Origin of the sequence: Brevibacterium samyangense (assembly GCF_039529845.1) — a bacterium.
GTDB lineage: Bacteria > Actinomycetota > Actinomycetes > Actinomycetales > Brevibacteriaceae > Brevibacterium > Brevibacterium samyangense.
In genome coordinates this window covers 23,148-45,072 of the sequence record NZ_BAAANO010000005.1, presented here as the reverse complement: position 1 = coordinate 45,072, position 21,925 = coordinate 23,148, and the positions used below count along the sequence as shown (strand labels likewise).

The 21,925-nt window shown below is 69.3% G+C and carries 21 protein-coding genes; 10 read left to right on the top strand and 11 right to left on the bottom strand.

Annotation, left to right across the window (positions count from 1 at the left end; all coding sequences use genetic code 11):
* Positions 1–970, bottom strand: a 970-nt coding sequence (locus ABD172_RS02510) for an EamA family transporter (protein WP_344306645.1), incomplete at its 3' end; no start/stop codon positions are given.
* Between the two features lie 315 nt (positions 971–1,285).
* On the opposite strand from ABD172_RS02510, the gene ABD172_RS02505 reads away from it, so the two are divergent.
* The 7 genes from ABD172_RS02505 (at position 1,286) to pspAB (ending at position 8,284) form a co-directional block, all read left to right on the top strand.
* Complete coding sequence (locus ABD172_RS02505) at positions 1,286–2,044, top strand: response regulator transcription factor (protein ID WP_344306643.1); 759 nt, start codon at positions 1,286–1,288, stop codon at positions 2,042–2,044.
* 92 nt (positions 2,045–2,136) lie between these two features.
* Positions 2,137–3,987, top strand: a complete 1,851-nt coding sequence (locus tag ABD172_RS02500) for a sensor histidine kinase (protein WP_344307045.1) — start codon at positions 2,137–2,139, stop codon at positions 3,985–3,987.
* A complete protein-coding gene (locus ABD172_RS02495; protein ID WP_344306642.1) occupies positions 3,984–5,501 on the top strand; it encodes a S1C family serine protease in 1,518 nt (505 codons plus the stop codon). The genes ABD172_RS02500 and ABD172_RS02495 overlap by 4 nt, the downstream gene beginning before the upstream one ends.
* A 76-nt stretch (positions 5,502–5,577) precedes the next feature.
* Complete coding sequence (locus ABD172_RS02490; RefSeq protein ID WP_344306640.1) at positions 5,578–6,375, top strand: PspA/IM30 family protein; 798 nt, start codon at positions 5,578–5,580, stop codon at positions 6,373–6,375.
* Positions 6,372–6,656 (top strand): PspA-associated protein PspAA, encoded by a 285-nt coding sequence (pspAA, locus tag ABD172_RS02485; RefSeq protein ID WP_344306639.1) that lies wholly within the window; start codon positions 6,372–6,374, stop codon positions 6,654–6,656. Before ABD172_RS02490 ends, pspAA begins: the two co-directional genes overlap by 4 nt.
* A 70-nt stretch (positions 6,657–6,726) precedes the next feature.
* Positions 6,727–7,629, top strand: a complete 903-nt coding sequence (gene htpX, locus ABD172_RS02480; RefSeq protein WP_344306637.1) for a zinc metalloprotease HtpX — start codon at positions 6,727–6,729, stop codon at positions 7,627–7,629.
* A gap of 79 nt (positions 7,630–7,708) precedes the next feature.
* Complete coding sequence (gene pspAB / locus ABD172_RS02475) at positions 7,709–8,284, top strand: PspA-associated protein PspAB (RefSeq protein WP_344306635.1); 576 nt, start codon at positions 7,709–7,711, stop codon at positions 8,282–8,284.
* Positions 8,285–8,400: 116 nt separating this feature from the next.
* Here pspAB and ABD172_RS02470 read toward each other — a convergent pair whose 3' ends face one another.
* The 3 genes from ABD172_RS02470 to ABD172_RS02460 form a co-directional block, all read right to left on the bottom strand.
* A complete protein-coding gene (locus ABD172_RS02470) occupies positions 8,401–8,622 on the bottom strand; it encodes an RNA-binding S4 domain-containing protein (RefSeq protein WP_344306633.1) in 222 nt (73 codons plus the stop codon).
* A complete protein-coding gene (locus ABD172_RS02465) occupies positions 8,622–9,431 on the bottom strand; it encodes a hypothetical protein (RefSeq protein WP_344306631.1) in 810 nt (269 codons plus the stop codon). The genes ABD172_RS02470 and ABD172_RS02465 overlap by 1 nt, the downstream gene beginning before the upstream one ends.
* Positions 9,432–9,545: 114 nt before the next feature.
* The gene (locus ABD172_RS02460; RefSeq protein WP_344306629.1) at positions 9,546–10,301 is read right to left on the bottom strand and encodes a TSUP family transporter; all 756 of its coding nucleotides are present in this window, start codon (positions 10,299–10,301) and stop codon (positions 9,546–9,548) included.
* Between the two features lie 64 nt (positions 10,302–10,365).
* On the opposite strand from ABD172_RS02460, the gene ABD172_RS02455 reads away from it, so the two are divergent.
* Entirely contained in the window at positions 10,366–11,055 is a 690-nt protein-coding gene (locus tag ABD172_RS02455; protein WP_344306628.1) for a DUF1707 domain-containing protein, read from the top strand.
* Between the two features lie 138 nt (positions 11,056–11,193).
* On the opposite strand, the gene groL is transcribed toward ABD172_RS02455, so the two are convergent.
* From groL to ABD172_RS02430, 5 genes are all read right to left on the bottom strand, one after another.
* Positions 11,194–12,825 carry a chaperonin GroEL gene (groL, locus tag ABD172_RS02450; protein ID WP_344306626.1) on the bottom strand — a complete coding sequence of 544 codons (1,632 nt, stop codon included), beginning with the start codon at positions 12,823–12,825 and terminating at the stop codon, positions 11,194–11,196.
* Between the two features lie 600 nt (positions 12,826–13,425).
* Positions 13,426–13,629, bottom strand: coding sequence for a cold-shock protein (locus ABD172_RS02445; RefSeq protein ID WP_344306625.1), 204 nt, complete (start codon positions 13,627–13,629; stop codon positions 13,426–13,428).
* A 324-nt stretch (positions 13,630–13,953) separates the two neighbouring features.
* The gene (locus ABD172_RS02440; RefSeq protein WP_344306623.1) at positions 13,954–14,649 is read right to left on the bottom strand and encodes a LytR C-terminal domain-containing protein; all 696 of its coding nucleotides are present in this window, start codon (positions 14,647–14,649) and stop codon (positions 13,954–13,956) included.
* A 2-nt stretch (positions 14,650–14,651) separates the two neighbouring features.
* A complete protein-coding gene (locus ABD172_RS02435; RefSeq protein WP_425546644.1) occupies positions 14,652–14,981 on the bottom strand; it encodes a DUF3263 domain-containing protein in 330 nt (109 codons plus the stop codon).
* A 196-nt stretch (positions 14,982–15,177) separates the two neighbouring features.
* Positions 15,178–16,644 carry an aldehyde dehydrogenase family protein gene (locus ABD172_RS02430; protein WP_344306621.1) on the bottom strand — a complete coding sequence of 489 codons (1,467 nt, stop codon included), beginning with the start codon at positions 16,642–16,644 and terminating at the stop codon, positions 15,178–15,180.
* Between the two features lie 183 nt (positions 16,645–16,827).
* On the opposite strand from ABD172_RS02430, the gene ABD172_RS02425 reads away from it, so the two are divergent.
* Positions 16,828–17,511 (top strand): uracil-DNA glycosylase, encoded by a 684-nt coding sequence (locus ABD172_RS02425; protein ID WP_344306619.1) that lies wholly within the window; start codon positions 16,828–16,830, stop codon positions 17,509–17,511.
* Between the two features lie 11 nt (positions 17,512–17,522).
* Here the strand turns inward: ABD172_RS02425 and ABD172_RS02420 are convergent, their stop codons facing one another.
* Positions 17,523–18,887, bottom strand: a complete 1,365-nt coding sequence (locus tag ABD172_RS02420) for a threonine/serine exporter family protein (protein WP_425546648.1) — start codon at positions 18,885–18,887, stop codon at positions 17,523–17,525.
* Between the two features lie 717 nt (positions 18,888–19,604).
* Positions 19,605–20,876, bottom strand: coding sequence for an amidohydrolase (locus ABD172_RS02415; RefSeq protein WP_344306616.1), 1,272 nt, complete (start codon positions 20,874–20,876; stop codon positions 19,605–19,607).
* Between the two features lie 150 nt (positions 20,877–21,026).
* Between ABD172_RS02415 and ABD172_RS02410 the strand changes: the two genes are divergently transcribed.
* Entirely contained in the window at positions 21,027–21,824 is a 798-nt protein-coding gene (locus ABD172_RS02410; RefSeq protein WP_344306615.1) for an SGNH/GDSL hydrolase family protein, read from the top strand.
* The last annotated feature ends 101 nt before the right edge of the window (positions 21,825–21,925 follow it).

Sequence of the window (21,925 nt, the reverse complement as noted above, 5' to 3'; positions counted from 1 at the left end):
GATCGACCCCGGCAGGCACAGCCCCGGCAGATACTTCGACCAGCACAGCGTCCACGAAGTCCCGCCGGGCCGCCCGGTTCTCCCCGAGCTTGATGAAGACGACGCCCGCGAGGACGAGGACACCACCGAGGATCTGCATGTACACGGGCATCTCGGCGAGGACGATCCACGCGACGACGACGGAGAACGGCACCTCGACGAGGTTGACGAAACTCGACACGGTCGCGCCGATGAGTCGGATCCCGATGACGCCGAAGGCATATGCGCCGGCGGTGACGAGCACGATGATGCTCATCGACCCCCACCACGGCAGAGTCATGAACCCGACGTCGACGACCGCGGCGGAGAACCCTGCCGGAACGACGCCGGCGAGGAGGAGCAGGCCGACCGTGGCCCCACCGACCCCCATCCCCACGCCGGTGAGTGCGACGGGCGGGATCCGCAGATCGCCCTTCGCGGAGGCGAGGAAGAAGAAGCTGAGGCAGACGGCGGCGGCGAGCGCGAACCCGACGGAGAGCGGATCGAGCCGCGCCCCGCGCGGATCGAGCACGAGGACGAGCCCGCCCATCGCGAGTGCGATTCCCAGGAACGTCCGTGAATCGGGGCGGGTGCCCGTGCGCATCCACACCCACAGCACGATCATCACCGGCGCCGTCATCTCGAGGAGGAGTGCGAGGGACACCGCGAGGTGTTCGACGGACATGAAGTAGAAGAGCTGCACCCCGGCCATCGCGATGACGCCGTAGAGCACGAGGGTCCCCGCATTGCGCACGAACTCCCGGGGCATCCGGCGGACCGCGAGCGCCACCGGCGCCGCGAGGACGAGAGCACACCCGAGGAGCCGGAGGAGGACGACGGATCCGGGTGTCCATCCCGTCGTGTACATCGCCTTCGCGAAGGGTGCTGCGGCAGCGAACAGGAAGGCGGAGACGAGCGACAGGGTCAGGCCCCAGACAGCAGTACGGTTCACGGTCCTCCTCACGGGACGACGGGCCCGCGAGCGGGAGGGAAACGGTGGTGGGAGCCCGGGTCGACACCGCGGGAAGCGGGTCGCCGGCACGGGCGGGAGGCGCACGCGAACGAGGTGGCCGAGGAACATGGAACGACCTGTCGCACGGGGTGGTCAAGTCCGGTGCGGAAAAGGCGATGGGAATCACGCGGGCACAGCCGGCGTTCAGGGAGTGGACACCTGGCTTCCAGCGCAGGGCGGATTGTGTGATCAACCGCACACTCTCACCCAGCTGATGTCCAGACGACTTCCAGACTCAGAACCGAGAATGAGGACATGAGCGCACACACCGAACCCCAGGACGTCGAAGCCACCCTGCTGGTCGTCGACGACGAACCCAATATCCGCGAACTCCTCTCCACGAGTCTGAGGTTCGCCGGATTCGACGTGCTCTCCGCGGCCAACGGCGCCGAGGCACTCCGACTCGCGGAGCAGGCCGAGCCCGACCTCCTCGTCCTCGACGTCATGCTCCCGGACATGGACGGTTTCACCGTCACCCGTCGCCTCCGGCAGGCGGGCCGCCACATCCCGGTCGTGTTCCTCACGGCCCGCGACGACACCTCGGACAAGATCACCGGCCTCACCGTCGGCGGCGACGACTACGTGACGAAGCCCTTCAGCCTCGAGGAGGTCGTCGCCCGGATCCGCGCGGTGCTGCGACGCACCCACTCCCCCGAGGAGGAGGACAGCGCGATCATCGAGGTCGGCGACCTCGAACTCGACGACGACACGCACGAGGTACGCCGCGGCGGCATCCTCGTCGACCTCTCCCCCACCGAGTTCAAGCTCCTGCGCTACCTCATGCTCAACGCCAACCGCGTGCTGTCGAAGGCCCAGATCCTCGACCACGTGTGGGAGTACGACTTCGGCGGTGACACCGGCATCGTCGAGTCCTACATCTCGTACCTGCGCCGCAAGATCGACCAGGCCCCGACCACCGACGAGGCCGGCAACCCGACCGACATCACGTGGACGCCGATGATCCAGACGAAGCGCGGCGTCGGTTACATGCTGCGCACCCCGGAAACCAAGTGAGTCCACAGGCCGGCGGCACGCACCGGTCCGGCCGCTCCACCCGCCCGGTGGTGTGGGAGGAATGGTCCCTCACGACCAAGCTCCTCACCATCATGATGACGCTCGTGCTGCTCGTGCTCACCGGCACGAGCGCATGGGTGCTCACGAATCTGCGGGCGAGCCTCATCGAACGGACCGACGAACGGCTCATCGACGCCTCGGAGGCGCTCGCGATCGAGGCGGCGGAGGTTCTCTTCGTGTCCTCCGACTCCGGCACGGTCGAGGAGTCGACGACGGGCGAGGAGTCCCTGCGGGACCTGCTCCCCGGCGCGTACTACGTGCAGTTCTACACCGCGGCCGGGGAGAAGGTGTACGACCCGGTGTCGCCGGAGACCGACAACACTCCGGCCCTGCCGACGATCGACGACCAGACGGTCAACCTCATGCAGGGACGCCCGTTCACGGTCAACGGCACCGGCTCCCAGTGGCGGGTGCGTGCCCTCCGGGTGCAGGACACCCAGCTGCTCGTCGCGATCGCGGTGCCCTTCGACGAGGACATCGACGCGATCAGCGAGCGCGCCCGGAACACGATGCTCGGCATCGGCATGCTCGCCCTCGCCCTCGTCGCGGGCGTCGGGTACTTCGCGATCACGAACACGTTCCGCCCGCTCAAGGACATCGAGAAGACGGCCTCGCGGATCGCCGGTGGTGATCTCTCCCAGCGTGTCACCCCGTACCCCCGCGGCACCGAACTGGGGCGGCTCTCCTCGTCCCTCAACACGATGCTCGGGCACATCGAGGACTCCTTCGACGGGCAGACGCGCTCGGAGAAGCGGATGCGCCAATTCATCTCCGACGCCTCGCACGAACTGCGCACCCCGCTCGTCACCATCCGCGGCTATGCGGAGCTCTACCGGCACGGGGCGATCAAGGACCCCGAGCACCTCGACCAGGCGATGAGTCGGATCGAGGCGGAGGCCAAGCGCCTCGGCGTCCTCGTCGACGACCTCGTCGTCCTCGCCCGGCTCGACGAGCGACGCGCGGCGGAGATCGGCCCCGTCGACATGGGGGCGATCGTCCGGGATGCCGCCGCCGACGCCGCGGCACAGGCTCCCGACCGCGACATCAGCTTCGTCGGGCTCGACGGCGACGAGGCCGGACCCGTCCCGCAGGTCCTCGGCTCGGAGTCGAAACTGCGGCAGGTCATCGTCAATCTCGCCGGCAATGCGGTGCGGCACACCCCGGACGGCACCGCGATCGAGTTCGCGGTCGGCACCTTCGGAATCCCCGTCCCGGCCACCGCCGAGGACTCCGACGGCGAGGCCCGGTCCGCTCACACAGGCAGGACAAAGGGAGACCGAAGCTTCGTCACCGGTCCGGTCCGTATCTTCAACTTCGGAAAGACCGACAAGGACAGGAACGACAAGGAGAAGGAGATGTCCGAGAAGGAACGCGCGGAGGCGACGACACGGCCGACGCCGGGCCCGGCAGGACCGTCCGCGGACGCCGAGCCCCAGGCCCCGGCGACGGACGAATCGCCCGCGGTGGAGCCCGTGGCCCCGGCACTCACCGGTGAGCAGACACTCATCCGGCCCGATGTCACGGCCGCGGGCGGTGTGAGCGTGAGCGACCGCCTCGCCGGATTCCCGAACGGACGTGTCCGCTTCGAGGTCCGCGACCACGGTGAGGGCATCCCACCGGACATGGTGACGCGGATCTTCGAGCGCTTCTACCGACTCGACGCCTCCCGCACGCGGGACACCGGCGGATCCGGCCTCGGGCTCTCGATCGTCAAGGCGATCGTCGAGTCCCACCAGGGCGAGATCTCCGTCCACCCGACCGCTGGCGGCGGCGCGACCTTCCGTGTCGACCTACCGATCCCACCGACGTCCTCCGCGGAACTCCGGAGCGAGAACGCTCCGTCCCGGCGAGAGAACGCTCCGTCCCAGGAGAGGAAAGCATGAACACCCCCGATCTCCCCCAGCGTCCCGACCACGCCCCGCGCCCGGGGTGGCCCGAGGCCCCGGGCTCCCGCCCCGAGGCGCCCACCGGTTCCGAGGCGCCGCGCCCCGAGGGGCAGCCCTCCCCCGGATCCGCCGGACAGGGACGACCGGACGCCTTCGGACGGACGAACGCGTTCGGTCGCCCTGCACCGCAGTACCCCGGCGCGTTCGGCGCGGAGTCCGGCCCGGCAGCACCCGATGCTCCGGGAGCACCGGGCACCTCCGGTACGTCGGCTCCCGAGGGCCCCGGCGGTTTCGGGACCGGCGGTACCGGTGGTTTCGGTACCGGAGGCCCCGGTGAGCCGAACGGCCCCGCCGGCGGCGCCTCGGCGGACAGGAGGCGGCGCGGCCCCGGGTGGGGCGGTGTCCTCTCGATCGCGCTCGTCGCGGCACTGCTCGGCGGCGGGATCGGCGCCGGAGCCTCCTATGTGATGAGCGACAGCGGCCCGACGACCTCGTTCGGGAACCCGGCGCCGGCGGGGAAGGACTCCCCCGACACCGTCGCCGCCGACGGGCTCGACTGGACCGAGGTCGCCCGGAACGCCTCGCCGAGTGTCGTCGCGATCCAGGTCGGGGTCGGCGGTCGGCTCGCCGGCCAGGGTTCGGGCTTCGTCTACGACGCGGAGAACGGCTACGTCATCACGAACAACCACGTCGTCGCGGAGGCGGACACGGCCGGCGGTGCCGTCCAGGTCGTCCTCGCCGGCGGCGGGACGGTGAACGCGGAGATCGTCGGCCGGGACCCGGAGACGGACATCGCGGTGATCCGGCTCGCGCAGGTCCCCGAGGGTGTTCCGGCGCTGCAGGCCGGGGACTCCTCGGGCCTCGAGGTGGGCGACCCGGTCATGGCCCTCGGCAACCCGCTCGGACTCGCGGACACCGTGACGACCGGCATCGTGTCCGCCCTCAACCGCCCGGTGACGACGACGAACGTCGGGGAGAACGCGACCGAACAGGAGGTCGCGCTCACCATCACGAGTGCCATCCAGACCGATGCCGCGATCAATCCCGGTAACTCGGGCGGGCCGCTCGTGAACGCCGCCGGTGAGGTCATCGGCGTGAACTCCTCCGCCGCCACGCTCCAGGACCAGTCCTCGGGCGGCCAGGGCGGATCGATCGGCATCGGGTTCGCGATCCCGATCGCCCAGGCCACGAACATCGCCGACCAGCTCATCGAGAACGGCACCGCCACGCACCCCTTCCTCGGCGTGACGATCTCCGAGGGGCGGACCGAGATCGACGGCATCTCGCGATCCTCCGCGCTCGTCGCCGGGGTCGAGGACGGGTCCGCGGCCGCGCAGGCCGGGATCGAGAAGGGCGACCACGTCGTCGCGGTCAACGGCACCGCGGTGAACTCACTCGTGTCGCTCCAGGCGCTCATCCGGTCCCACGCGGTCGGTGAGACGGTCACCATCACCGTCGTGCGCGGGGACCGGACACTCGACCTCGATGCCACGCTGCCGGCGGACTCCTGACCGGAAAAATTCAGCAATCCCCAGTAATGTTGCCCGGGACACCAGATCGGCTTGTCCGAAGGAGACGCCCCCGACCATGAGCATTTTCAAGCGCATCGCCACGATTTTCGGCGCCAAGGCCAACAAGGCGCTGGACAAGGCGGAGAACCCGAACGAAACGCTCGACTACTCGTACCAGAAGCAGCTCGAGCTGCTGCAGAAGGTCCGTCGCAGCGTCGCCGACGTCGCCACGAGCCGCAAGCGCCTCGAACTGCAGATGGGTCAGCTCGAGCAGCAGCAGGCCAAGCTTTCGGAGCAGGCCCAGAAGGCCATGTCGATGGGCCGTGAGGACCTCGCCCGCGAGGCCCTCACCCGCAAGTCCGGGCTCAGCACCCAGATCACCGACATCCAGACGCAGCACCAGAACCTCCAGGCCGAGGAGCAGAAGCTCACGATGGCCTCGCAGCGCCTGCAGGCCAAGGTCGACGCCTTCCGCACGAAGAAGGAGACCATCAAGGCCACCTACACGGCGGCGGAGGCGCAGACGAAGATCGGCGAGGCCTTCACCGGGATCTCCGAGGAGTTCGGCGACGTCGGACTCGCCATCCAGCGCGCGGAGGACAAGACCGCTTCGCTGCAGGCCCGGGCCGGTGCGGTCGACGAGCTCATCGCCTCGGGTGCGCTCGACGACATGACGGGCTCCTCGCAGGACGACATCAGCCGTCAGCTCGAATCGCTCTCGAGCGACAACGACGTGGAGATGGAACTCGCGCGCATGCGTGAGGCCCTCCCCGGTGCTCCCGCCGCACCGCGCAAGGCCCTCGAGGCCGAGGACGCGGTCGTCACCGAGCCCGAGCAGCAGCCGTCGCAGAGCCGGCAGGGAGGTCCCCAGTGATCGTCCGCATCATGGGTGAGGGCCAGTACGACGTGGCCGATGTCGAACAGGACACCCTGCAGAAGTACGACGACGAGGTCGAGCAGGCCGTCGCCTCGGGAGACTCCGAGCACGTCCACTCGGCGCTCACCGCGCTGCGCGAGTTCGTGCTCTCCCACGCGGAACCGGTGGCCGACGACTTCCTCGGCGGTTCCGACATCGTGATCCCCTACCCGGACGCGGAGATCTCGGAGATCACCGAACTCCTCACCGGTGAGGGTTTCATCCCCGAACTGACCTGATGTTCCGCTCACGGGGCCCGGCGCACCTGCGTGCCGGGCCCCGTCGGCATTTCTCTCGAAGGTGGCACCTGTGGCTTCGTCCCGTTTCGCTCCCGACCGCGGCCTGTCCTTCCGAATGGGGCTCACGCTCTTCCTCAATGGGCTCGTCTACGTCGTCCTCGTCCTCGCGATCTGGTACGTCCTCGGCGGCAGTACCGCCGGGGTCCTCCTCGCGCTCCTCGTGAGCGTCGGGATCTTCTTCTTCCAGTGGTACGCCTCCGACTCCCTCGCGATGCGCTCGATCGGCGGTCGGGTCGTGAGCGAGCAGGAGGCCCCGCAGCTCCATCTCATGGTCGACCGCCTGTGCCAGCTCGCGGACATGCCGAAGCCCCGCGTCGCGTACTCGAACTCGGCGGTGCCCAATGCCTTCGCGACCGGCCGGTCCCCGAACCACTCCGTCGTGTGTGTGACCCGGGGTCTCCTCGAGACCCTCGAGCCCAAGGAGGTCGAGGCGGTCCTCGCCCACGAGCTCTCCCACGTCGCCCACCGGGACGTCACCGTCATGACGGTGGCGGGCGTGACCGGGGTCGTCGCGGGTCTCATGATGCGTTCGGCGTTCTACGCACCGCGGTCCCGGAACAACAACGGGGTCCCGCTCCAGTTGCTCTTCGTCCTCGTCGGTGCGCTCGTCTACGCGCTCAGCTTCTTCCTCATCCGGGTGCTCTCGCGGTACCGCGAACTCGCCGCGGACCGCGCGGCCGCGCTCCTCACGGGCGCCCCGTCCACGCTCGGGTCGGCACTCACGAAGCTCAGCTCCGAAACCGCCCGCATACCCGCGCAGGACCTCCGCGCGAGCTCGGCGGCGAACCACCTCGCGTTCATCCCGGCGATCAACGGCAAGGACGTCCGCCAGTTGTTCTCCACGCACCCCTCTCTCGAGGCGCGCCTCGAACAGCTTGCACGGATCTCCGCGGATCTGTCCCGGCCGAGCTGAGCTCCGGCCGCTCACGCCGCCCGGGACCGCCCCGGCGACACCCGGCATTCCTCCTTCCCCACGCAGAACGGAGCAGCCCATGGGCTTCCTCGACGCACTCTTCGGTCGCAGCACCCCGAAGAAGGCGGATCTCGACGCACTCTTCGCGCTCCCGCCGGCGCTCCTCACACTCGAGGCCGCCACCGGATTCCGCCCGACCGGCGTCGCCGCCGTCGCCTTCCGGGAGGTCGAGGGCGGGGCCTTCGACGAGGTCGAGGCGGAGAGCCGCGCTCTCCTCGGGATGGACGGGTCCACGGCCGTCCGCCAGGAGAACGACGGGTTCGGTTTCACATGGCAGGTCATCACCGACAGCAGTGGTGACGCCTCACGACTCGTCGCGAGTCTCCACGCGGTGAATTCCTCGCTCGAGGTGCGCGGTTTCGGGCCCATGCTCCTGTGCTCCACGGTGTACGTGGCCGCTCCCGACGGCAGACGCGCCGCGCTCGTCTACCTGTACAAGCGGGGCACCTTCTACCCCTTCGCCCCGAACGGCGAGCGGACCCGTGACTCCGCACTCGAGATCCACCTGCGGGGTGTGCTCGCGGGCGATCTGCCCGTCGAGGACGATCTCTCGAAGTGGTCCCCGGTGTGGGGCGCACCGGGGATGACGGACTGAACACCAGGGCGGCCCCGACGGTCCGCCCGTGGTGTCGCCCCGCACACGTCTGCACACGGAAGAAGGCCACCGGATCCGCCTCCGGTGGCCTTCTGCTGTCCTGGGGTACCGCGCCGTCAGCGGGAGGTCGTCACCTCGAACTCGACGCCGGCGGCGTCCACCGCGACCACGTCGCCGGGGCCGAGGCGCCGTCCTCGTCGGGTGTCCGTCTCACCGTTGACCGTGACGTCCCCGGCGGCGATCATCTCCTTCGCCATCGCACCGTTGTCGGCGACGCCGTGGAGCTTGAGCACTTGTCCGAGCGTGATCGACTCGTCGCGGATCTGCACCTGCTCCATCAGAAGTCGAACCCTCCGAAGTCTCCGAAGTCTCCCCCGCCGTCACCGCCGAAGTCGCCTCCGCCGAGGTCCTCGCCACCGCCCATGTCGCCGCCCTCGAGGCCCTCGGCACCGGCGCCGTCCCAGCCGCCTCCGAAGCCGCCGAACAGCATGGCGCCCATGAGAACGCCCGGCAGCAGGCCGGAACCGGCGTAGGCGTTGAAGTATCCGCGGTTGTACTCGGAGTAGGCCGGGCCCGCCTCCCAGTAGGCGCGGCGACCGTGACCGTCCGCGGTCGCGACCTTGCGCACCGCGGGCTCGGCGCCGACCGCGACGCGCTCGGCGTCCGCGGCACACACCGGGACCGGACGGAGCTGCCCGCCGGCGGGTGCCCAGTCGATGTCCTCGACGCTCGGGCCGTGCTGCGGGTTGAAGAAGCACGGCGGGCGGCGCACCGGGAGGGACTCCCCGGAGACCCGGGCGCGCACGCAGGCGGCGGCGTAGCGACCGTCCTCGAGCGCCTCGGTCACGTGGCGGACGTCCGCCTGGTCGTCGATCCGTTCGAGAGTCTCCTTCGCGGTGTCGTAGGCCTCGAGCGCGCGCTGGTAGTCCTGTCGCGCGGCGGTGTCGAGGTCGACGCCCGCAGTGATGACGTCGAGGTCCGCGACCTCCTCGCCGAACGAGGTGACGTCCTCGCCGACGGCCTTCTTCACGACCTCGAGCTCCTCCGCCCGCTGCGCGAGTTCGCGTTCCTTCGAGCGTTTGGCATTGATGAGGACGACAACCCCCAGTCCGATGAGGACGATGAGGAAAATGAGGCCGAATGACATATGAAATCCCCGTTGAGACGTCGGACGAGACGGTGTTCAGTATGCCGTCGGAACCTGGCAGCGTCCTGACACCGGGCACCTTGTCGGATGTGTTCGGAGCACACCCGGAGGTGGTCAGACGAGGCCCCAGATCCCCTTCGCGAGCGTGAGGACCGCTCCCGCGAACGCCAGCACGATCATGAGCGTCCTGGCCGTGCTCACCTCGACCTTCTTCGCGAGGACATCACCGAGCACCTGTCCGAGGAGCATCGCCACGAGGATCCCGACCCACATCTGCCACGGCAGGTGCGGCACCGCCGCACGGTCGAACAGCAGCTTCGCGGCGATGGCCGCGAGCGAGTTCACGACGAAGTAGGGCTGCAGGGTCGCGGCGAACGTCCGCTGCTCCCACCGGGTCATGAGCGCGTACGCACTGATCGCGGGCCCACCGACCCCCGCAGCTCCCGCCATGAACCCCGAGGCGGTCCCGAATGCCACCGATTTCACCGGGCTCGGAGCCATGGGAGGGGCGTACCGGCTGCCGAGGAGCGACACCGTGAGGCCGAGCACGATGAGTCCGCCGACGACGAGATAGAGCACGGACGCTTCCGCCCTGACGGCGAGCCACGCCCCCGGAAGGATCCCGAGAAGAGAACCGGCGGAGAGCACGAGCATCCGCTTCCAGCGGACCTCCCGACGGACCCGCACGAGGATGATCGCCGCCGAGACGGCTCCGCACATGTTCACGAGGACGACCCCGGCGATCGGATCGAGGAGGAGGACGAGGAAGGGTCCGGCAACGAGCCCGAAGCCCATTCCCGTCGTCCGCTGCAGGAGTGCACCGATGAGAACGGAGGCCAGCACGAGCACGAGGACGACGGGGACGATCACGGTCCCGAGACTACTCCTCCGTCGATGGCTCCTGGGCCGGTGTCCGGAGCGTTACCCTGGTGCAATGGCGCTCGCTTCGGAACTCTGGGACAGCTTCACCGCGGACCCGCATTCCATGCCCGACCTCCGGGCCTCGGATGCGGACCGGGATGCTGCGCTCGACATCCTCGCGGCCGCGTACGCCGAGGGGCTCCTCGACGGCGAGGAGCACGCCGCGCGGATGCAGGCCGCCACCGCGGCGCGGCGCCTCGGCGCATTCGTCCCGCTCCTCACGGACATCGTCGCGCCCTCGCCCTACGGCGCGGGCTCGACGGACCTCGCCCTCACCCCCGCCAACCGCCGGGCCCTCGAACAGCTCGAGGACGACATCCCGACGAGCGCCCGGGAGATCGACGAGGCGGCGACCGCGCACTACCGGGACACCGTGCGCCGTGCCGCGCTCGGGATGTTCCTCGGACCTGTCGGGCTCACCGTCGCGATCTGGGCGTTCACCTCGATCGCCGCCGGGAACCTCATCTTCTTCTGGCCCCTCTTCGTCATCCTCGGCACCGGCGGTGGGTTCCTCTCCACGATGATGAACAAGGACCGGATCATTGCGGAGCGCCGGAAGGTCCTCACGACCCGGGCACGGGCGAAACTCGGCGACCCGGACGCCCGCGCGGAGATCCGTGCCCATCCGCATGCCTTCGAGGTCGGTTCGATCACCTCGTCGACGCGCGCCGAACGACGCCGCCGCAAACGACCGCGATCCTGAGGGCACACACGCGCGCGTGCCCCCGTCTCCCTCGCATGCGAGGTCCCGCATTACCCGCGATCGCCCCACACACAGCGGAACCCCGCACGTCCGGGGACGTGCGGGGTTCCGTGCTGCAGATGCGCGCGAGCGGTGGGCTCAGAAGCCCATGCCACCCATGTCGCCCATGCCGCCTGCGTCCGGCATGGCCGGTGCGGGCTCGGGCTTGTCGGCGACGACGGCCTCGGTCGTGAGGAACAGACCGGCGATCGACGCTGCGTTCTGCAGGGCCGAACGCGTCACCTTGACCGGGTCGTTGATGCCGGCTGCGAGGAGGTCCTCGAACTCACCGGTCGCGGCGTTGAGGCCGTGGCCGGACGGGAGTCCCTTGACCTTCTCCGCGACGACACCGGGCTCGAGGCCGGCGTTGGTCGCGATCTGCTTGAGCGGAGCCTCGATGGCGACCTTGACGATCGACGCACCGGTCGCCTCGTCACCGGAGAGCTCGAGGGTCTCGAACGCCTTGGCGCCCGCCTGGATGAGGGCGACGCCACCACCGGCGACGATTCCCTCCTCGACGGCGGCCTTCGCGTTGCGGACGGCGTCCTCGATGCGGTGCTTGCGCTCCTTGAGCTCGACCTCGGTCGCGGCACCGGCCTTGATGACGGCGACGCCACCGGCGAGCTTCGCGAGGCGCTCCTGGAGCTTCTCGCGGTCGTAGTCCGAGTCCGAGTTCTCGATCTCGGCACGGATCTGCGCGACGCGACCGGCGATCTCGTCGGCGTCACCGGCGCCCTCGACGATGGTGGTCTCGTCCTTGGTGATGACGACCTTGCGAGCCGTACCGAGGAGATCCACGGTGACGTTCTCGAGCTTGAGGCCGACCTCCTCGGCGATGACCTGACCACCGGTGAGGATGGCGATGTCGGCGAGCTGTGCCTTGCGGCGGTCACCGAAGCCCGGTGCCTTGACGGCGACGGACTTGAAGGTGCCGCGGATCTTGTTGACGACGAGCACTGCGAGTGCTTCGCCCTCGACGTCCTCGGCGATGATGAGCAGGCCCTTGCCGGACTGCTGCACCTTCTCGAGCACGGGAAGGAGGTCCTTCACGTTCGAGATCTTCGAGTTGACGATGAGGATGTAGGGGTCCTCGAGCACCGTCTCCTGGCGCTCCGCGTCGGTGACGAAGTAGCCGGAGATGTAGCCCTTGTCGAAACGCATGCCCTCGGTGAGCTCGAGCTCGATGCCGAAGGTGTTCGACTCCTCGACGGTGACGACGCCTTCCTTGCCCACCTTGTCGATGGCCTCGGCGATCTTCTCGCCGATCTCGGCGTCACCGGCGGAGATGCCTGCGGTCGCGGCAATCTCCTCCTTGGTCTCGATTTCCTTGGCGTTGTCGAGGAGCACCTCGGTGACGGCGGAGACGGCCTTCTCGATACCGCGCTTGAGGCTCAGCGGATCCGCGCCGGCTGCGACGTTGCGCAGACCCTCGCGGACGAGTGCCTGGGCCAGCACGGTGGCGGTGGTGGTGCCGTCGCCCGCGACGTCGTCGGTCTTCTTGGCGACTTCCTTGACGAGGTTCGCGCCGATCTTCTCGTACGGATCCTCGAGTTCGATCTCCTTGGCGATGGAGACACCGTCGTTGGTGATCGTGGGGGCGCCCCACTTCTTCTCCAGAACGACGTTGCGGCCACGGGGGCCGAGGGTCACCTTGACGGCGTCGGCCAGCGTGTTGAGGCCGGTCTCCAGACCGCGACGAGCTTCCTCGTCGAATGCAATGAGCTTTGCCATGTGACTGGGGTCCTCCCTGTACGGGGTGGATGGAACGATCCGTCTCCGAGCGCCCGCGACGGCCGATCCCCCGGACGCTGATTCCCTTCCACAGCGCCGGTCGATCTCGACCCGGATACGGTTTTCACCGGTACAAGATTTAGCACTCTCAGCCCGAGAGTGCAAAAGCCCTGGCCGTGATTCCCCTGTGAGCGGAACGGCCTCTGTGAGTCCCGCCGAGGCACCCCACAGTTCCGACCCCGGCCACCTCGGGTTCCCGGCGCCGCTCTAGGGCCCCGACCTCGGTCACTTCTGGTTCCTCGACGTGCCGCACGGGTCCCGGCGTCACTCGAGTGCGCAATAGGTTTCGGTCGGCGGAGTCGACGTCACGATCGAATGCTGCATTTCCGCGAAACCCAGCATTCGATCGCGATCTCGACGGGGGTACCGCAGGGAATCGCGATCTCAGTGGACCACCGACGGGAATCGCCCCCTCGACCACCTCGGGCTCCGCGTGATGGTTTCCCTGCACAACGCAGGAGGAGTCGGAGGCGCAGCGCCTCCGACTCCTCCTCGTGTGCCACCCGGGTGGGTGGCACGGAAGTCTGTGTGGACCGTGGGTCAGACGAGCGTCACGGACTCCGCCTGCGGACCCTTGTCACCTGCACCGACCTCGAACTGGACCTGCTGGCCCTCCTCGAGCGAGCGGTACCCGTCCATCTGGATCGCGGACCAGTGGACGAACACGTCCTGGTCACCCCCGTCGACGGTGATGAAGCCGTAGCCCTTCTCGGCGTTGAACCACTTGACCGTACCTTGCGCCATGAAACTCTCCGTAGTACTCAGATCGGCGGATGCGAGTGCACCCATATTCCGTGCCGGGTCGGCCGCCTCCGCTGGCAACGGAACCGCCCGACCGTCGAACTGCGCACACTCGCGGCGATGGTCACCGCAGCGAAGGTACGTGATCAATTCGTGACATTTGCGAATCTACCACGCGGGAGGCCGTCCGGAGGTGGTCCGGGCGAAGGATTCATTCTCCGCTCACCGCCGTGTCTCATCTGCAGAAACGCCCTCCTGCCGAGGACGGCGGGAGGGCATTTCAGGACCGGCGGATCAGGGCCGGGAACCGGCGCGCGGGACCGGGGGTCAGGCGGACTCCTCCGTGGAGGAGTTTTCCCCGTCGGTGGCGTCCGCGGACTCTTCGTCGGAGCCCTCAGCCGTCTCTTCGTCGGAGCCCTCAGCCGTCTCTTCGTCGGAGCCCTCAGCCGTCTCTTCGTCGGAGCCCTCGCCCGGGATCTGCTCGGCGATGTCGGAGCACAGCACGATGGTGAGGTCGCCCTCGAAGTCGGCGGACTCCTCGACACCGGCCGCACCGATCTCCTCGGCGAGCACCTCGGCCTGCACCTGGAACTCGGGATCCGCGTAGTACACGATCGTCTCCGAGTCGGGGGTCGAGTAGTTCCCGACCTCGGCGATCGTCCAGTCCGCGGACTCGAGGGCGGAGGCGTACTCGTCCGCCGCTCCGGAGATGCCCGAGGCGTTGAGCACCGAGACCTCGGCGGTCTTGTCGACGACCGCGACCTCGGTCTCCGAGTCGGTCGGCTCTGCAGCCGGCTCCTCCGAGGCGCGCGCCTGCTCCTCCGCGGTGACGTCCGCGGGGTCGGAGGACGAGCGCTGGATGATGTTCACCGCGCCGACGACGAGGAGGACCGCGGCGAGGGCGAGCACCGCCACGAGGGCGATGGCCCCGGCCTGGGAGGTCGGTCCCTTCGTCTGGCGGTGGGCGCCTCGGCGTTCGCTCGGCTGCAGCTCGTCGAACTCGTCCTTGGGGTACTCCGGCATCGTTACCTCGCGATTCGGGCGTTCGCCCGGGTCCGCTGACGGGAGTCACGGATCCGGCGCAGTCTCTTGATCAGCACGGGATCGGCCGCGTACGCGGCCGGGTTGTCCAGCAGTCCGCCGAGCACCTGGAAGTACGCGGCGGCGGACATGTCGAAACGTTCACGGATGGCGTGGTCCTTGGCACCCCCGTAGGTGTACCAGCGTCGCTCGAACTCGAGGACGGCCGCCTGGAGATCGGTGAGACCCGCCCGGTCCGCCACGCTCCGCAGGTCGGCATCGCCGACCGCCTCCTCGGAGGCTGCCGAATCGTGTGGGCTGTCGTCCTCGAGCATGTCACCGTCCTTCTGGTCGTCCGGGCACAGTCTAGCGGGGCGAACCACACGGGTGTGTTTTCCGCACCGAGGCGCCGCTCACCGCAGCGTGCACGGTCCACCGCGCATGTCCGCGGTCCACCGCATGCGCGCGCCGGCCCCCGGGGTGTCCCCGGAGGCCGGCGCGCGGGTGCAGCGCGGAGGATCGGTCCCGACCTCAGCCGATCTTCACGTTGATCTGCTTGATCTGGGTGAAGCCCTCGAGCATGCCCTCGAGGGAGGCCTCACGGCCGAATCCCGAGGTCTTGTACCCGCCGTAGGACTGGCCGGCCACCTGGCCTCCGCCCTGATTCACCTGGACCCACCCGGACTCGATGCGGTCGGCGAACCCGAGTGCCTTGTCGACGTCCTTCGTGAAGACGAAGGCGGCGAGGCCGTAGTCGCTGTCGTTCGCCATCGCGAGGACCTCCTCCTCGTCCGTCCACGGGATGACGGAGAGCACGGGTCCGAAGATCTCCTCACGACTCGTCCGCCAGTCGTTGCGGGCCTTCGAGAAGATGATGGGCGCGTGGTAGAAGCCGGGTTCACCGACCTCGAGGGAGTCGGTGCCGTCGTACGCGATCTCGACGCCGTCCATCGACTTCCCGATCTCGATGTAGTCCGCGATCCGGTCCCACTGCTTCTGGTTGATGACGCAGCCGATGTCGGTCGCCTCGTCCCGGGGGTCCCCGACCTTCATGGCGGAGATCCGCTCGACGAGTCCGGCGAGGAAGTCCTCGTAGATGTCCGCGTGGAGGAACAGGCGCGAACCCGAGGTGCAGGACTGCCCCTGACGGGCGAAGCGGGTCGAGAGGACGACCTGGTCGAGCACCTCGGGGGTGTTCGAGTCCGGGAACACGATCGTCGGGCTCTTGCCGCCGAGCTCCATCGAGGAGTGCGCGAGGCGCCGTCCGGCCACCTCCGCGACGTGCCGGCCGACGAGCGTCGAACCGGTGAAGGACACCTTGTCGACGTCGTGGTGCTGGACGAGTGCCTCACCGATGACCCCGCCGAGGCCGGTGACGATGTTGAGGACACCGGGAGGAAGGATCTCCCCGATGATCTGCCCCATCCGGAGGATCGTGAGGGGCGCGTCCTCGGCACACTTGAGGACGAGGGTGTTGCCGGCGGCGAGCGCGGCCGGGGTCTTGAACGCCGCGATCATGAGCGGCGAGTTCCACGGCAGGATGCCGGCGACGACACCGAGGGGCTCGCGCTTCGTGTACTGCAGCTGGCCGCCGTCGGCCGGGAGCGTGACGCCCTTGACCTCACCGGCGACACCGCCCATGTACCGGAAGAGGTCCACGAGGGTCTGCGCCTCCGGGCGGGCCTGCGTGCGCAGGGCGTTGCCGGTGTCGAGGGAGGTGAGTTGTGCGAGTTCCTCGGCCGCCGCCTCGAGTGCATCGGCGCACTTCAGCAGCAGCTTCTGGCGTTCCTTGAAGTGGAGGGCCGACCACGCGGTGAACGCCTCACGGGCGGCGGCGACCGCCCGGTCCGCGTCCTCGGGCTTGCCGTCGGGAACGGTGGCGATGACGACGGTGCGGTCGATCGGGGTGATGACGTCGGCGCGGGAGCCGTCGAGGGCGTCCACCCACTGTCCGCCGATGAGCATCTGCCAGTCCTGTGGTGCCGGGAAGTCCGACATGGGGAGTCCTTTCCTCGGGGAACGAAGGGAATGGAGTACGGGGAACGATCCGAGAATCCGCCACCGACTCTATCGCCGCGACATGAGTGCGGTCACACCCCGGAGGCCTGCGGCGGTGCAGATGCAGTGTGCGGATGCGATGCGCGCACCGGGGGTGTGTCACCGGGCCCCTACAGTGGGGGCATGCGTGCACAGCCCCTCTCCTCGCTCATGAGTCCGGACTGGGCGGAGGCCCTCGCGCCCGTGGAGGACAGGATCCATGCGCTCGGCGAATTCCTCCGGGAGGAGAACGTGGCCGGCCGCGGGTACCTGCCGGCCGGAGAGAACGTGCTGCGGGCGTTCGCCGAACCGCTGTCGCGGGTGAAGGTCCTCGTCGTCGGCCAGGACCCCTACCCCACGCCGGGGCATGCGATCGGCCTGTCCTTCGCCGTCGCTCCGGACGTCCGTCCTGTCCCGCGGTCCCTCGGGAACATCTTCACCGAGCTCGAGGCGGACCTCGGCCTGCCCCGCCCGCAGAACGGGGATCTGCGGCCCTGGTCACGGCAGGGGGTCATGCTCCTCAACCGGGTCCTCACCGTCTCCCCCGGCGCTGCCGGTAGCCACCGCGGCAGGGGATGGGAGGCCGTCACCGATCTCGCGATCGACACCCTCGTCGCCCGCGGCGGGCCGCTCGTCGCGATCCTCTGGGGGCGTGACGCGCAGTCGCTCACCCCGCGTCTGCGGAACGTGCCGATCATCGCTTCGGCGCACCCCTCACCGCTCTCGGCCCGGCGGGGGTTCTTCGGGTCCCGGCCCTTCAGCCGGGTGAACGAGCTGCTCGCGCAGCAGGGCGCCGCGCCGGTCGACTGGAGCCTCGACGCGGGCTGAGCCCGAGCACCTCAGAGGATCCCCGGCCGTCCCGTTCCCTCGTCGGCGGCGCCGGCCTCCGGCGCGGTGGTGTCGTCGCCGGCGTCCGCCTCGGCCTCGAGGTTCGCCTGGGCCTCCTCACCGGCACTCTCGATGTCGCGGGAACCCAGACGTTTGCTCACCGGTTGTGCGAGCCAGTCACCGAGCACGACCCCGACCGCGATCGCGGCGTTCGCGATGATCGCGGCGAAGAGCGCGCCGAGTCCGGTCGCGAGCGGCACGTACTCCGAGGGCTGCACGATCGTGTACACGGCGGAGAACACCGCCATGCCCTGGAGGATCGGGAGGACGGCGGGGATGATCATCACGGTCGCGGGAGAACCCTGGCGCAGCGCGATCGGCCGGCACAGGAATCCGATGACGGTCGCGGCGATGAACGTCGTGACGATGTTGCCCATGCCCCACCGGGTGAGCCCGAACAGCACGAGGTAGCCGATGGTGCCGACGAGGGCGGCCGGCAGGATGATGCGCTTCCGGGTCTGCATGCCGACGGCGCCGGTCGCGGCGATGACGAACGACGCCACGATCCCGAGCACGATCCCGAAGCCGCGCGCCTGCGGCACCTCGACGAGCACGTCGATGGTCTCCATCCCGATCGCCCGCCCGAGCATGAGGGCCGAGGCGATGCCGGAGACGATGCCCGCGATCCCGAGGACGACCTCCACCGAACGTCCCGCCGCCGTGATGGGGAAGCGGGTGATCGCGTCCTGGACGACGGAGACGAGTTTCTGGGTCGGGAGGAGGAGGACGACGGAGGACGTGACGATGAATTGCGGCGAGGAGACGATGTCGAAGTTCCAGGCCGTCATCGCGACGAAGGTCGTGAACCCGGCCATCGCCATCGTCGAGAAGAACTCCGGCAGTCCGATCCTGCCGAGGAGTCTGGCGAACCGGTCGTTGAGCAGCGCGGTGACGAACCCGAGGATCGTCGAGAACACGCCACCGCCGACGAGGACGACGACCGCGGCCGCGAGGGTCGCGAACGCGAGGGTGACGGTCCACTCGGTGTGCGGCCTGCGCTGCCAGCGGATCGCGTCGATGCGTTCACGGGCCTCGTCGAACTCCGCCTTGTGGTCGATGATGTCGAGGACGAGGGTGTGGACGGCGGAGAGCTTCGCGTAGTGGAACCGCTGTTCGCGCATCACCCGCATGACGGTGTGGAGACGCCCGTCGGGGTCCGAGTAGTGCGCGGTGATGGAGTTGTGCATGATGTCGACCTCGGCCGTCTCGAGGCCCATCGCGGTGCACGTCGCGATGACGCAGACGTCAACGTCCGAGGTGTTCGCCCCGGCCCGCAGCATGACCGCACCGATGTCGACCGCGAGGTCGAGGATCATCCGCGCCTCGTCCTCGCTCTTGCGTTCGGCGACGATCGGTTCCTGGTACGGGGTGCCCCTGAGGACCGCGACGATCGGGATCGGTTGGGTGTCGGCCTCCTCCTGGGCCGCCTGGATCCGCGTCTTCGCCGACCGGACGAGGTACTCCGAGAGCTTCCGGGAAGCCCGTCCCGAACTCTGTGCGACCTTGTCGGCCGCGCGCTCGGTGGCCTTGAGGATGCGCCGCGAACGGGACCGTTTCCGGAAGTCCGGCAGGGTGATGTCCCCGGCCGGGGACCCTGTGGTCGGGGCAGCCTCCTCGGCCGATCCGGCGGCGTCGGGCGCCGCCGTGGCACCGGCTGTCGTGCCGGTCTCCCGAGGCGCCGCGGGCTCGGCACCGTGCTGCGCCTCGCGGNNCGGGGAACCGGATGCGGCGGCCGGCGGCTCCCCGACGACGGGCAGCACCGCCGTGTCCGCCTCGTCGACCGCGTCCGCGGTCCCGTCGAGGGAACCGGTGTCGAGACCGGCCTCGGCGAGCGCCTCCTCCGCGAGTTCGCGCGCGTTCGCGGTCGTCCTGAGCGCAGCACCCGCGGTCGGACCCGTGTACACGGGGACCTCGTCGGTGGACTGCTGCTCATCGCTCACGCGGATCTCCTCCATCGCGTCACTCGTCCCGCCACGGGCGGGAGCGTGGTACCGGTGGCCGCCCGGGCGAGGACGGCCACCGGCCTTCGGGCGTCAGGGAACGTTGATGTAGGTCGCGCCGAAGGGGTCGGCGACCTTCGCCATGCCCGCGGCCTCGTCGTGGGTGAGGACCTCGCGGCCCTCGACGTACACGCGCTCGGCCCGGGCGTGGATGTCGAGCGGATCGGCCGACCACACGACGACGTCCGCGTCCTTGCCCGGTTCGAGCGAGCCGATGCGGTCGTCGAGACCGAGCATCGCGGCCGGGTTGATCGTGATCGACTCGAGAGCGACGACCGGGTCGAGGCCCTCCTTCACCGCGAGGGTCGCCTCGTGGATGAGGAAGTTGATCGGGATGACGGGGGCGTCGGTCGTGAGCGCGATGCGCACGCCGGCACGATCGAGCACGGCCGGGGTCGAGAGGGTCCGGTTGCGCAGCTCGACCTTCGACCGGGAGGTCATGAGCGGGCCGACGATGACGTCGACGTCCTTCTCCGCGAGGTAGTCCGCGATGAGGTGGCCCTCGGTACCGTGATTGATGACGAGCCGGTAGCCGAACTCGTCGCGCAGGCGGATGGCGGTGGCGATGTCGTCGGCCCGGTGGCAGTGCTGGTCCCAGGCGAGGGTGCCGTCGAGAACCTGGGCGAGGGTCTCGAGCTCGAGGTCCCGGTCGAAGTGCTCGCCCTTCTCCTCGGCTGCGGCACGCTTCGCCGCGTAATTCGATGCCGCGACGAAGGCGTCACGGATGACCTTCGCGGTGCCCATGCGGGTCGAGGGCAGGACCTTCTTGTCGCCGTACACGCGCTTCGGGTTCTCCCCGAGCGCGGCTTTGACGGAGACGTCCTGGGAGATGAGCATCTCGTCGACGACGCGTCCCCACATCTTCACGGCGGCGGTCCGTCCACCGATCGGGTTGCCGGAACCGGGCTTCACGACCGCCGAGGTGACACCGCCGCGCAGCGCGTCCTTCATCCCGAGCTCCGAGGGATCGATGCCGTCGAGCGCCCGCAGGCCGGCCCCGTTCGGGTCGGTCATCTCATTGGTGTCGTTGCCCGACCAGCCCTCACCGTCCTCGTGGATGCCCATGTGGCCGTGCGCCTCGACGAGGCCGGGGGTGACGAACTTCCCCGTCGCGTCGACGATGCGCGCACCGTCCGGGACCGTGACCTCGGACGCCGGGCCGACCGCGAGGACCTTGCCGTCCGCGATGACGAGCACGCCGTTCTCGATCGGTTCGGCACGCTCACCCCCGGCGGCGATCGGCAGCACGGTGCCGCCGGTGAACGCGGTGGTCTCCACGGCGGGAACGGGAACGGAGATGTACATGAAGGTGGACTCCTCGAGGGGTGATTCGATTGAGGGATGCGGTGCGTCACGGGCCGGATCACGGCGGTGCCCGCACACAGGAAGAGCCTAGTCCTCCGGCCGCGTGCGCGACACACGCGGGGCGCCGGTCGCGGCACTAGAGTGTCGCCCATGACCACGCACATCAGAAGTTATGTGGCGGTCGGGGACTCGTTCACGGAGGGTCTGAGCGACCCCGATCCGGCGGGCACTCCGAACCGATTCCGCGGCTGGGCCGACCGCCTCGCCGAACACCTCGTGACGAGTCCCGTGGGCAGTCCGGACCTCACGTACGCGAACCTCGCGATCCGCGGCCGTCTCCTCGACCGCATCATCGACGAACAGATCCCGCGCGCCCTCGAACTGCAGCCCGACTTCGTCACGTTCTGCGCCGGCGGCAACGACTGCATCCGGCCCAACACCGACATCGAGTACCTCGCGGACATGTTCGAACGCGCCGTCGTGCTCCTGCGGGAGAACGGCATCGAGGTGATGGTGGTGAACGGTTTCGACACCCTCGCCTCGAACCCGCTGTTCAAGACCCTGCGTCCGAAGGTCGCGGTCTACAACTCGCATCTGTGGACCATCGCCCAGCGGCACGGCGCGAAGATGCTCGACCTGTGGGGGCTGCGGGCGCTGTACGGAGAGGGCATGTGGTCGGAGGACCGTCTCCACCTCAGCTCCGCCGGGCACGAACTCGTCGCCGAGCAGGCACTCGCGACCCTCGAGGGCGGTGCCCTGCCGAGCGCCGGGTTCCGGGCCCCCGCGCGACCGGGCAAACCCGTCCGCCGGGCGGTCGCCGAGGAGGCCCAGTGGGTGCGCGAACACCTCGCCCCGTGGGTCGGCAGGCGCCTGCGCGGGACGAGTTCGGGGGACCTCGTGAAACCGAAGTACCCCACGCTCACCCGGGTGGCTCCGGAGACGGACTGAGCCACTCCCCCGCACTCCGGCCGCCGGAGTTGACCGGGCTCACCGGGGTACCGGACAGGGCGGAGGGCCGGGAAAGACGCCGAGGCGCCGCGCAGGAGGCC